Source organism: Parendozoicomonas sp. 209JJ7-1, from assembly GCF_058147085.1.
This window is the reverse complement of the sequence record NZ_JBYVJU010000027.1, coordinates 1-11,893: the sequence shown is the minus strand read 5'-3', so window position 1 is coordinate 11,893 and position 11,893 is coordinate 1. Positions and strand designations below refer to the sequence as shown.

Genomic DNA, 11,893 nt, shown 5'->3' with positions numbered 1-11,893 from the left:
CGAAAAAGACAGTTCATTATATGTTGCAGTTATTTTTTTCATTTTTCCTGAATTTCCAGAGGATCTCATCTCCGATGTGGCTACTTGGAAATTCTGCCCTTTAAAGAATTCTTCGAATTCCTCAAGAGCTTTCTGATGGTGTTCAATGACCACACGATCAAGCTTCACCTCGTACTCGCGACTGCAGGCTGCAATTCTCTTTTTTAGGTCTTCAACTTCTTTCAATAGTTCTAGTTTTTTCATGGTTCTACCAATAGCAATTAAAAAGACAATCTGCTTGCTGCCAGCCTTGAGATTGCCATTGCTATATCAGAACCAAAACCATATGAAAATTAAAGTTATTTGCAGGCATACACCAAAGTTATTTTTCGGCCTGGTGAATGATTAAGAGATAGATGGGGGCTACTGCTCAATGGAACGAAAACGTACGTTAAGCCCGATCTGCTGTCTCCAAACTTGTGATTTAGGAGGTAAAGCGGGAAAAACTTCAAAAGGGAGCTTTTTCCCTACTAACTTTCCTTAGCGTACGTTTTCGTACGGTTGGGCATTGAACCCCTACGAGTGGCAAAAACTTAGTTCTGCCACATCTAGTCTATTTTTTGCCACATCTGGACTTTATTGGAACAAAGACACTAGCCAGTCGATGAGTTGATCTGTAGTGATTTGGTCGGCTGCAAGCTCAACGAGTTTGTCTTCCAGGATCTCAGCTCTCTCCATAGGAAAGGGGAAGCCGTTATGCTCTAGGAATGTCACCAGGATCATATAGGCTGTCCGTTTGTTCCCATCGGGAAAACAGTGCCCCCTAGCAATCGCTGTGGCATACCAGGCGGCTATCTCAATCGGATGACTAATCAATCCATACTGTATGCGGTTATCAACTCTTGCCAAAGCAGCCTGCAGCTTACCCATGTCAGCCGCAGCCACTGACAGTCCCTTTTGCTGAATGAGTTGTTTTTGTACTTCAGCAACGAATTGCGCATCAATCATTATCGGTTTGCGAGGCTTTCCAGCCGCTCCTTATGCTTTTCCATCAGTTTCTTTGCCAGAGGCAAATCACCCACGGTAAGCGGTTTAACGTCCCGAGCTTCAGTTACGCACTCAACTGGAACGAAATATCCCGCTACCTTGCTGTGATTCAGGATGGCCACAGGCCGTCCTTTCTTCTTTGCCTCATCCATTACCCCGGAGGGCTGCCGCCTGAAATCACTGGATGTCGTGATCAGATCGGTATGTATCTGCTCTACTTGTGCCATTTGAGTAACCATAATATGAATAAATTTATCTGAATAATGTGTGTTGCAGTACACAATTAAGATTATGGGATGAAATCCCCCTCCCGTCAAAGGTTCTGTCGTTAGACCTTCTGACAATGGGGTTAGACAAGGGTTCAAGTAGTAGAAAGCCCCTGTTCAGGGGCTTTTGGGGAGGGTTACGCTGTCTCTGAAATAGGGATCATAGGGTAGGACTCGTTGAAAAGCCTTATGCTCATCTGGTCAACTTTCAGGCTCTGAGATTCCCACATAGCACCTCGGGAATGTATATACATGCCGCCCTCTTTGCTGGCCTCGAAGTAGTCCCTATGCTCGGGATCGGGGAGTGTCTGACTGCGTTTGTACTCCTCCTCCAGATACTCATTGAAGTCAGAATCAAACTTGGCCGTGTCCAAATTAGACCTGGTGAGATACTGCCGAATGAGCATTTCTACACAACGTGGTTCAGCAATTAGCATAGCTTGTAGGTCTTGCTGAGCTTCAATTGCTAGGTCAGGGAGTGGGAAGTCGATATCGTAACAATCGCAATACCGCTCCAAGGCCTCCCTTGTGATTTCTGGCAGCTCAAACGTTAAGTCCAGTGTCACGCCAAACTTTCTTCTGTAAGCTTTGATGGCCATCGTAGGTTTCCTCTTGTTAGCTACGGTGTGCCGCATGGGGGGTGTCCTACCACCCCTCATGCAACCTAGTTACTTTGGTTCTATTGAATTTGCCATAGCCCCTTCTGCTGAGGCTGCATCTAGAGCAGCTCGTATAGACTCTCTTTGCTCTTTCAGGCTTTGACCTACTCGAACTGATGCATAGCCAGAGTTGCTGCCTGGGTTGCCGGCCATCTGGTCTTTAGCGTCTGCCATAACTGCACTAGCGAGGTTGGCACCTGTTCTGCCTATCATGCTGGCAGCTCCTCTTAATCCTCCAGCATCGCCTGCTCCCTGATCGCTGGCCAGTCCTGCTGCATGGCGTAAAGCAGCAGTACCACCAACGGTGGAGCCAGCTGCCGCAGTACTTGCCGCCCCTGCCGCTGCAGCCATACCAGCACCCGCTGTCACAATGGACGCAATTTGAGATGTCGCGTGACCATCTCCTGAAAAGTTTCCTGTGATAAAGCCAGACACCATGTCTGGTATCGACTGAACCAGCATGAGAAGAACAATAATTCCCCCGATCAGACCCAGTACTTCAAATAATTCAGGCTCGGCGCTGAGCTGACCTGTCCAACTCTGAATTACGCTTAAAGCAATGCCAATGACAAGCTGAATGGCATACAACCTAGCTCCCACAATCAGCATCTGCTTGTAGTAGTTCATGGCGTATTCTCTTGTGAATTCAAATCCACCGAACCCCATAAAGATGATTCCGCCGAATAGCGCAACATACATATGAACCAGAGCTTTCAACACTTCCAATGCCAGCATTGCGAACAGAACAACCGTTACAAATGCAGCAAGAATAAGTGCAGTGTTCGTGACTGCCGCCCACATCTTTGATTTACCGAGAATCAATCCTGCTACTGACATGCCTTCTTCAAAAATTAATGAAGGAGATAATCCCACCGTTCCGCTTGCCTGGCCTGCAGCCTGGCGGAAACTTTTGACAATAATCTCCCCCCACTCAGGAGCATATTTAAGGAGTGCCCAGAACAAACCCGTCACCATAACCCAACGAATAAGCAGTCCAATAAAGGTGTTAAAACCCGGTTCTCCAGTCGTTATTTCTTTGAAAGCGGAAACAGAAAGTCCGATAGCCGCCAACGTCCAAAACAGCCATGTAGCAGCTGCTGTAAGCGTGGACTCCCAGGGTTGAGCTGCCGCTTTGTACTGTAGGAAGATAGTGTCCAGCATGTTGTTAGTATTAAGCTCTGCAAAACTAACAGACGGGAGTAAAAGCATACTCAGGACAGACAAAGCTAAATAAATACGTCCATGCTTCATTATCAAAACTCCTGGTTGTCTTCCCGATTAATCTTTGGGGGAGTCATGAACTTCTTAAACTCTTCCTCCGCCGCCTGGATCTCCTTCTCTGTAAGATGAGCAGGTGGTTTACCCTCTCCCCATACATCACCTTTAGGTGGTTCTGGTGCAGGATCAGAGCACCCAACCAAAACAACAAACACACTCAACACACATCCCATAGTGATGCTTTTCATCAGAACTCTCCCTCATCGCCTTTAGTGATTGATGCAGGCTTTATGAAGCGTTCCCACGCTGCCTGCCTCTCTGCTTGTTCTTCTTGTCTGGCAAGCTCTACAGCGGCTTGCATTTGAGTTTGTGTCATGATGGCCAGCTTCATTTTTTGCAGCTGCTCTACCTGGTGAGCAGAAATTTGAGCTGCGGCCTGAATTGCTTGTACTTGTCCTGTTGAACCAGAAACCGACGATTTCAAACGTTCCATGAGGGCTATTTCATCATTCAGCTGCTGATACTGAACACCCATTGAGGACATAGTCCCTTGGATCGTGGCCATTGTTGCTGCCGAACGTTCCTGGGAACGATTACTGTATTGATCTGCAGTCCATGGATTGTTTCTTTGGTGTTCCAGTGGTTTGTATTTATCTATCTCTCTTTGAAGGTTGGCCATGGTGTATGCGAGAGATCGAGTGGTATTTAGTACCGAGGAAAGTTGGTTCAGAGCATTGGTAGTGTTTCCCCAATCATACCGACCAAGGTTTTCAAGGCTCTGCACCTGGTACTGAATTGATTTAACCTGGTTGTTTATTTGAATGGCTGAGTTCAACGTTTGCTGAATACTCTGAGCAACGTTGGCCACATCAACAACGGGTATCCCTGACGACTGACTCTGGCCAGCTCCCAACATGGCCAACGTCAAAACAACCATCTTTATTTTTTTTCTACGTGTCATCCTGAGCACCTCGTCTCTGTTCTTATTTTCACCTCTTTGGTTATGGCCTTTCGCCAGGGTTATGTAATCGCGATTATGTCAAGATTGGGTATCTATAAGGTCTGAAACGGTCACCTTTGTGAAGCCGATCTCTCTTGCTACAACATAAGCTGCATCCAGAGTTTTGAATTTCCTATCTGCCTTTCTTTGCGTTTGCAGAACACTTTGCTCTCCTCCCATCCGGCTGATTCTCATGATCCACTTTTCATCATCGGTTCGAAGGAGCTCGCACCCTGATAAATTGTGAGCAGAAAAGAGAAGGCGATATTTGCTCAATTCCATAGGTTTCTCCATTTCAGGAAAAATCATACATTTCAACACATCAAAAGTAAACTTTTGATGTGTTGAAATGTGCTTATTTAGTATATCAATATTGATATACTGAGATATCGAGTTTGACTTTTTGTTTGTTGTTGAGATACTTGATCCGTGTTCTATTCCGAGTCTGGCAAGGTTATAACACGGATAAAGGTGAGCTTTTTGCGGGAAAAAAGATGTGTTAGCTTAGGAATGCTGCGGACTTGCAGCAGAGAATTTAAAGATTCTGAAAAGACAAACGGCCCAAGGTTACCTGTCGCCAAACATTCACCTTGAGCCGTCCGAGACATAGGAAACAGTCAATGACCGTTCATATGCCGTGTTCTGTTTTATGAGCATAACAGAGCCCAAGCAGAAAATACAAACAGGGCAGCTCGCCATCGACCTGTCATCGGAAGCGGAAACCGGCCACTACTTGGATGTACAGAAGTGGGGATGGTTCACGACCTTGCACCGTGAGCGTGGGAAAAGCCGTGCTCATCAAAAGTCCTACAAATTGCGCGACCTACCTCAGATATTGACCCTGGTCGGCCAAGATCGCCGTGACGTGGATTGGTGGATCAGCCAGGCAGTGTTCACTAAACCCAACCGCCGCAAAGTGAATCTGGCTCATGTGGGCGTGGCGTTCGTTGATCTGGATTATTACCGCTTTCCTGGCTTGGCATGTTTGAGTGAAGCCGGGATTCTCGACCGACTGTCCCTAGCCTGTGAAGAGCTGGGCATCCCCCTGCCATCCCTAGTGGTAGATTCTGGTAAAGGGTTGCAGCTGAAGTGGTTCCATGAACCTCTGCCACGGCAGGCGTTGCCCCGATGGGAAGCCCTCCAGAAAGCTCTGGTGAACGCCTTTGAGACGTTGGGAGCCGATGCCAATGCCCGGGATATTTCCCGGGTTCTAAGAGTGGTGCGTACCATCAACCAGAAAACCGGCCGGGCGGTGCGGGTTATCTGGGTAAACACCGATTACGATATTCTTGATCCCAAACAATACGCCTTTAATGATTTGACAGAGCAGGTATTGCCGCCGCTGCCTGAACCTTCCAACCGAAACAATAAGCGCTCCAGGAAGGGCGCTGTAAAGCCGTTTAAGCCCCATACGTGGAAAACCCTTAACAGCCTCAACTGGAGTCGTCTGTGTGACTTACAGAAGCTGATAGAGCTCCGTGGCGGGGATATGGGGGGTGGTTTGCGAGAGCCCATGGCCTTCTGGCTATGTAACTTCTTTGCCCTACGCTACAGCAAAGAACTGGCTATGAGGCCTCTAGATGAGTGGAACGAGTTTCGCCAACTCTGTTTGCAGGCTGCGCCCCACTGGGATGAAGGCAAGATCCGGGACAAGACCAGTAACTTATACCGTCTGACTCGGGAAACAGCTGCAGGGAAGACAGTCGAGTTCTGTGGAAAGCAATACCCGCCCCTGTTCACCCCTAAGAACCAGTACTTGGTCGATGCCTTTAGCATTGAGCCAGAGGAAGAGCTGCAGCTATCGACAATTATCAGCGATACAGAGATAGCCCGACGCCAGAGCCTGCGAGACAAGGCCAGAAAGGGCTGGAAGCAAAGCCGGGAAGAGTATGAGACTAATTCCCTTTCTCGAAACAAACCCTGGAAGAAACTCAATATGAGCCGTGCCAAGTGGTACAGATTGGGAAAACCAGAACCAAAAGATAGTGAGACAAGTTGTCCCGCTTAACTGGGGGCGTTAGCTATTGTTTATACAGCTTGGCCTATGGCCAGGCATCCGTGGTACAGGCCTTTCTGCTGTGATCGACAGTTCGAGTGATTCATCGATAGCCCGCTGTTAAAAGATTTTGTGGTTGTTGTATTCACAGCATCAGATGTCGACATCAGGTACTATGGGATTCTTGATTTTCAGCAGGGTCGCTATGTATCACCAGGGTGTTCTTTCCTTTCAGGGTCAGTCGTACATATTGAAGCATCTTTTCTCTCGAGACATCACATTTGACTTGGGTGTACATGGTGAAGTCACAGCGTTCTGTTTGTTTTCAAATCACTGTTATACGGAAGAACTGAAGTCTGATGATTCTCGGGAAGGGAAACTCATCCTTAAAGACCACAATGGGAATGAACGTTATTTCTGTCCAGATCGTTACGCTCTTAGCCTGAAACTTGAAGGCTTTATGGAAGCTTGGGGTGGCAAGAAATCATACCCAAGCGGCAACGGCCGGCACCAGAACTGGCTAATGGTAGAATATCACGACAGTAATGGGGTCTCACAGGCCATAAAGGTTGCCTACTCAATTAAGCCACATGTAAAGGGCAAGGCCAAGATTCATATCGAAACCATGCATCCTTATGACAGAACTCAGCCGCCTGCCAAGAATAAGCGGGGCTGGACACGGTTTGGCCTGATATTGAAAAAGGTTACTGCGGGGGAACCCCCGCCCAGGCCAAGACTTTGAAAAGGCCAGAAAAGCAAAAACCCGCCGTTAGGCAGGTTTCTACATAAAACAATCTCGGGTGCTCTTGTCTGTTGCCAGACGTAACCAGATTTCCTGGAACCCTTCTCAGGGCGGCGAATGGAATACCTTTCATCAAGCAATGGTCTAGCTTCGATGAAAATCCCCGCACACATCCATCTGTCATACATTGTATGACACGTAAATCTGGTGGTGCAACCTTTGTTGCTTAGCCTTTTGTATTAGGTCAGGAAATATGACAACCGTGTTATATCCAATGGCTATTACTACTTATGGGCTTCTTCCAATGGCTTTTGCCCCTGAAAAACACTGGGTTCAAGGCCTCTCGCTGGCAGTGGGGCCGGTTTAGTTGGGGTTCACGGCAGTACCTTTCACAGATACATCGTGGCTTGATGGTTTGGGGATGTGATTGTTTCGGGTTACCTTTGCTGGTACGTTATTTATTAAAATGTTTTGAATGATTTAAAATGTTTAAATGATTTAAAGGGTAATAGGGTATGGCAAAGATCATCGCGGTGGCTAACCAGAAAGGTGGTCCAGGGAAAACGACGGTCACTATGAACCTGGCGGGCACTTTGGCTCAGCGCGGTTTCAGCGTCATGGTGGCTGATACAGACCCTCAAGGGTCGGCTCTGCGCTGGTCTGCCAGTGCGGAAGAAGATACTCCTTTTCCTGCTGTTGTATCAGGGCTGTCTCAAGCCGGGGCCAAGACTCACAGGGAGCTGCAGAAGATTTTTGACCAGTACGACATCATCATTGTGGACTGCCCCCCGGCCATAGACTCACCTGTTCCCCAGTCTGTTCTGCTGGTCTCTGATCTGGCCCTGCTGCCTGTTATTCCTTCTCCGGTTGATCTGTGGGCTGCGCAGGGCATTGTGTCGCTCATTGAGCAGGTACAGGGGTTGAATGAAGAGCTGCAGGCTCGAGTGGTGATCAACCAGGCCGAAAACACAAACCTGTCAGGTGAAGTGGTGACGATCCTGAATGACTTTGGGGTGCCGGTGCTTGATGCCCAGCTGCGTCGCCGGACAGCTTACCGGGAAGCTGCCTTGTACGGTTCCTCAGTGAACGACCTTGGTAGCAAGGCCAAACTGGCAAGTGAAGAGATTAACGTATTGGCTGATGACGTTCTGTCTGTTCTGGGGGTGAAGTAATGACGCGTAAATCCATGGCTGACAAACTGAAGCAGACGTCAGCGGCACAGAAGGAAAGTAACCAGGACAGGTTTTCCAGAGCAGATACACCAATGTTACGCGAAGTTTGTTCCGAATCTGCTGTTATACATCCACCAAAGAAGATTCCACAAACAAAACTGATTCGTGATGGGTTCTTGTTACCAGAGGGTGACCATGCGCTGATCGAAAAGATCAAGAGTAAGATGGCTCGCAAAGGACTTGTTGTAAGCAAGACAGAAATTTATAGGGCTGCGTTACATGCTTTGGATGCAGTATCGGGTGATAAGCTGAATGCTTTGTTTGAAGGGCTGGAACCCGTAAAGCCAGGGAGACCAAAGATTTAAATCATTTTAATTATTTAAATCTTTATAATTAATAATAGTGATAAATATTGCTCACCGATTTTTGAGGTGAGAGCCTACGACGGAGGTGGGCTCTCTATTCAGCGATCAGCGAGTGTGGCAGTCTGGTGAGCAGTGTTTACAACCATCCACATTGTGGTAAGTTTTTTTCGCTTCAAGTACTGCGCTCTGGCAGCTCTGGAAGTTTCCTAAGTATGTTCTGTTCAACGCGCCGGGCATCCACGGGCACCCCTCTTTGTGTACTTCGTGTTCACCAGTGGTTTGGGCAGTGTTGTTCACGTAATAACTGGCCATAAATCCCTCTAACTACAGTTTCTATGTTTAGCCGAACCCTTCGGCTTATCCATCATACCATGGGAAATATGGCACTTTGAGCGTTGATATATCGTGATGGGGTATGAACGAGGGTGACAGGTTATGCGCGATAAAATTTTTTGTTGGTGTCACCAAGGATAAAAGTAGGTTCCAATCGCTTCTGTTTCAGGTCAAACCTAAAGGCTTTTAGACACACTTTCAATATTCACACTGGAAGACTGCTACTGCAGGCCTGCGAAAGGCTGCCAGGTTCTGGTCGTATAAACCGGCCGGGAGAATCAAAACAATTATGGTGTATTCATCTATGAAAGCGATGACGGATGCGGTTATTACCTTGGCTACTCATCTTCGACAATTTCCTGTGTCCACTGCCGTGGCCTGCCTCTTTTTTTTGGTGATGGTTTGGATCGTGTCCGAATAATGCCTCTAACCTGTCTACAGCCCCACTTCTACATGCATGAAACAGAATTTCTCCTGATAGAAACAAAAGTAAGGGTATAGCGTTGCATGCAGACGAGGGAAAATAGTCTGCTTGGTATTGTTTTGTAGCCTACGCTTAGCGGTTGTTTTAATGGATAAAATACTATGGCTGCTCAGTTTGAGATAACGGGTGATGTGACGGATGATGAGAAAACTCTTGTCAGGGAGGCTGCTCGTCAAAGCCTAGAAAAGTCCGGCCTTTCCGGTTTTGGCATCTATGTGAAGATGGAGTTGGGCTCCCAGGTTGAGAGTAGGAAAACAGATCGCAAAGTCAAAAAGAAGTGATGAATGTCTTGTACTACAACATATGAAGCAGGAAGAGTCTGCCTGACTGCTGGATGTGATTACCGGGAAGGCCAGCAAATTTACTATCGATGCTTTGGTGGATATGCTGCAGAAGCTTGGCGAAGCTGTTCAGCTGCAATAAAAAAGGGCCATTGGGCCCTTTTCTATTGCAGCTGAATCATCAGCCATAACACCAGAGTGATAGGTATGAATGACAAAACAAAGCCCGAAGGCACAGGATTTTTTTTCACATAATCAATCAAACGAATCAGATCCCTGATCATTGAATGATCGCCCTCATAATGAGGAGAGCTGATGGTAGTCCCAACAATATGCACTTTTGACATATTGCGTATGATACCAAAACGGTATAGGTTTCCCTTATGATTCCGTTTTACGTAATTTTCAGATCAGCCCTCCGGGGTTTAGAAAAGGAAATCAGAAGAACTTTGGTCGGGGACTCTGATATTCCGCGCTAGAAATACCTCCAATCGGAGGTATTTTTTTATCCTGATACTGTCGTTTCAGCATCGGATAACCTTCAAAGATACTGTTATTTACTCAGGAATCAAGACGAACATTCTGACTAAAGGAAACAGTTCGTTCATGGTAACAAACAACAACCACCATAGGGCAGTCGCAATTGCTACCAGCCCCATATTACCCTCATCTCCGCGCAGCTCTTCTCTGTTTCAATGCCAGAATCTGTCGTTTGCAGAAGAAAATTGAAATTAATTTGAACCTTTAGGTTCGTGTACCGGCATCAGTCCTTTATGAACCTTAGAAGTAGAGCCGTTTATCGGGAAAATCTTCTTTAGGCCCCTGGGTGGCCCCCCCCTTGACAAGCAGCCTAACCCCACTATTAGCCTGATCTCTTATTACAGATAACAATTAAGGGAATACAGGATGTACGAGAAAATGAAAAAGTGGATGAAGGAAATTGGATTCTGGCATCTCTGTATGGCTGGGGTTGTTGGATGCTGGGTAAAAGTGGTGAGTGGTGTAAATGAAGTGGTAAAACAAACCAGCAGCTGGTTTGTATAGGTATGAGATCTATTCCGGCCGGGCAGCTCTGTTCCTTGGAATGGAGTCACAATACTTCCCGGGATCATCAACACTAAATGCTGCGATGTTTGCTTGTCATGACCAGCCCCCTTAGTTAGTACATCGGAGTACACTGGTAGTACATTTTTAGTACACCCCAGTACATCGGAGTATATTTTTAGTAGATTTCAGTACATCGGATGCTTTTATTGGCCTAACAAGCGTCAATATGTGAAGAATATACCTTGGTGTACAAAAGTAACTCGAAACTACAGGGCAAGATATGTGATGTAGGCCTACAAAGTAAACTTTGCAGACCTCATCACCTTCCGTATTCGCCGGTTCCCGGCTCAATGGATCTTGCTCTGCGAGACACAAATCAACTGCCGTTGTTACTGAAAAAGGAGGAGAAATTTACAGTAGTGACGCCCTTGACGCCTTAAAGGGGGAAGAATTTACAGTCTTGGCTTTTGTTGCGACTGTCCTATACCTAAGGTCCGAGGTTCTGTGATAGCCATAAAGCCCAGGTAAGATGACTTTTTAGACAGTTGCTATTATGGACTTCAGGGAGGATGAATTACTCTGAAAGCACAAATTAAGCGCTGGGATAATAGTGCAGCTGTAATATTACCAGAAGAGCTTCTCGCCAGAGCTGGTTTAGAAGTTGGTTGTCTCATAGAAATTGAGGCACAGAGTGGCTTAATCCTCATCAAACCGGTTTGCACCCACCAAGAGTTTTCTCTCGAAGAGTTGTTGGCTGCTTCGCCTCCTGAATCCTTTGCACTCAACCAAGAAGATCAGGCCTGGCTAAGTGATGCTCCCCAAGGCCAGGAGCTGCCGTAATGACGTAAAAATTTGAACTGAATCGTAAGGCTATGCGGTTATTTCCGGTCACTAGTACCGGTAAAATCAATTACCGGCACTGTTTTTGGAAGCGGATATTTGTGGAGAATCGTAGCAGTCCATTAGGATAAAACAGACTCTAAGCAACCCACTAAAGATGGAAATCTGGGTAGCTCCCCTACCCTGCGATCTGAAGGCCTTCCTATATAAATCACCCATTCTAATTCTATTGGATCATCTTTTATCCGGCGTTCGGCCTTTGCAAGCTCTTCTGTCTTGTATTTCACATCATTCTCAAGACGAGCAATTTCATCATTTGGCAGTATCCTAGAAGATACTCCCCCTCCCGCCTCGTGAGTCTGTTTTTGAATAAGGTCAACCTTGTAGTCCTGTATGCCTGACCCATTCAATTCACACGCACTTAAAGCACCAAAGAACCGTTCTTCGTGACTTGGCAAAGAAAA

At 46.7% G+C, this 11,893-nt stretch carries 16 protein-coding genes; 7 read left to right on the top strand and 9 right to left on the bottom strand.

Annotated elements, in window-relative coordinates:
- The 8 genes from ACY2RQ_RS18595 to ACY2RQ_RS18560 all read right to left on the bottom strand — a co-directional run.
- Positions 1–243 (bottom strand): hypothetical protein (locus tag ACY2RQ_RS18595; RefSeq protein ID WP_490114503.1); only part of this gene is annotated, 243 nt, incomplete at its 3' end.
- A gap of 372 nt (positions 244–615) precedes the next feature.
- Positions 616–987: a type II toxin-antitoxin system death-on-curing family toxin gene (locus ACY2RQ_RS18590; RefSeq protein ID WP_490114502.1), complete on the bottom strand. Its 372-nt coding sequence runs from the start codon at positions 985–987 to the stop codon at positions 616–618.
- Complete coding sequence (locus ACY2RQ_RS18585) at positions 987–1,253, bottom strand: hypothetical protein (protein WP_490114501.1); 267 nt, start codon at positions 1,251–1,253, stop codon at positions 987–989. The genes ACY2RQ_RS18590 and ACY2RQ_RS18585 overlap by 1 nt, the downstream gene beginning before the upstream one ends.
- A gap of 176 nt (positions 1,254–1,429) precedes the next feature.
- Positions 1,430–1,891, bottom strand: coding sequence for a hypothetical protein (locus ACY2RQ_RS18580; RefSeq protein ID WP_490114500.1), 462 nt, complete (start codon positions 1,889–1,891; stop codon positions 1,430–1,432).
- Between the two features lie 69 nt (positions 1,892–1,960).
- Positions 1,961–3,202 carry a P-type conjugative transfer protein TrbL gene (gene trbL, locus ACY2RQ_RS18575; RefSeq protein WP_490114499.1) on the bottom strand — a complete coding sequence of 414 codons (1,242 nt, stop codon included), beginning with the start codon at positions 3,200–3,202 and terminating at the stop codon, positions 1,961–1,963.
- A gap of 2 nt (positions 3,203–3,204) precedes the next feature.
- The gene (locus tag ACY2RQ_RS18570) at positions 3,205–3,417 is read right to left on the bottom strand and encodes a hypothetical protein (protein ID WP_490114498.1); all 213 of its coding nucleotides are present in this window, start codon (positions 3,415–3,417) and stop codon (positions 3,205–3,207) included.
- A complete protein-coding gene (trbJ, locus tag ACY2RQ_RS18565) occupies positions 3,417–4,130 on the bottom strand; it encodes a P-type conjugative transfer protein TrbJ (RefSeq protein ID WP_490114497.1) in 714 nt (237 codons plus the stop codon). Before trbJ ends, ACY2RQ_RS18570 begins: the two co-directional genes overlap by 1 nt.
- 78 nt (positions 4,131–4,208) lie before the next feature.
- The gene (locus ACY2RQ_RS18560; protein ID WP_490114496.1) at positions 4,209–4,451 is read right to left on the bottom strand and encodes a hypothetical protein; all 243 of its coding nucleotides are present in this window, start codon (positions 4,449–4,451) and stop codon (positions 4,209–4,211) included.
- Positions 4,452–4,818: 367 nt separating this feature from the next.
- On the opposite strand from ACY2RQ_RS18560, the gene ACY2RQ_RS18555 reads away from it, so the two are divergent.
- From ACY2RQ_RS18555 to ACY2RQ_RS18525, 7 genes are all read left to right on the top strand, one after another.
- A complete protein-coding gene (locus ACY2RQ_RS18555; protein WP_490114495.1) occupies positions 4,819–6,177 on the top strand; it encodes a hypothetical protein in 1,359 nt (452 codons plus the stop codon).
- A 145-nt stretch (positions 6,178–6,322) separates the two neighbouring features.
- Positions 6,323–6,907 carry a hypothetical protein gene (locus ACY2RQ_RS18550; RefSeq protein WP_490114494.1) on the top strand — a complete coding sequence of 195 codons (585 nt, stop codon included), beginning with the start codon at positions 6,323–6,325 and terminating at the stop codon, positions 6,905–6,907.
- A gap of 515 nt (positions 6,908–7,422) precedes the next feature.
- Positions 7,423–8,079, top strand: a complete 657-nt coding sequence (gene parA / locus ACY2RQ_RS18545; protein WP_490114493.1) for a ParA family partition ATPase — start codon at positions 7,423–7,425, stop codon at positions 8,077–8,079.
- Positions 8,079–8,444, top strand: coding sequence for a hypothetical protein (locus ACY2RQ_RS18540; protein ID WP_490114492.1), 366 nt, complete (start codon positions 8,079–8,081; stop codon positions 8,442–8,444). The genes parA and ACY2RQ_RS18540 overlap by 1 nt, the downstream gene beginning before the upstream one ends.
- A gap of 918 nt (positions 8,445–9,362) precedes the next feature.
- Positions 9,363–9,542, top strand: coding sequence for a hypothetical protein (locus tag ACY2RQ_RS18535; protein WP_490114491.1), 180 nt, complete (start codon positions 9,363–9,365; stop codon positions 9,540–9,542).
- 906 nt (positions 9,543–10,448) lie between these two features.
- Entirely contained in the window at positions 10,449–10,586 is a 138-nt protein-coding gene (locus tag ACY2RQ_RS18530; RefSeq protein ID WP_490114490.1) for a hypothetical protein, read from the top strand.
- Between the two features lie 576 nt (positions 10,587–11,162).
- Positions 11,163–11,429 carry an AbrB/MazE/SpoVT family DNA-binding domain-containing protein gene (locus ACY2RQ_RS18525; RefSeq protein WP_490114504.1) on the top strand — a complete coding sequence of 89 codons (267 nt, stop codon included), beginning with the start codon at positions 11,163–11,165 and terminating at the stop codon, positions 11,427–11,429.
- Positions 11,430–11,551: 122 nt separating this feature from the next.
- Here ACY2RQ_RS18525 and ACY2RQ_RS18520 read toward each other — a convergent pair.
- Positions 11,552–11,893, bottom strand: a 342-nt coding sequence (locus tag ACY2RQ_RS18520) for a hypothetical protein (RefSeq protein WP_490114489.1), incomplete at its 5' end; no start/stop codon positions are given.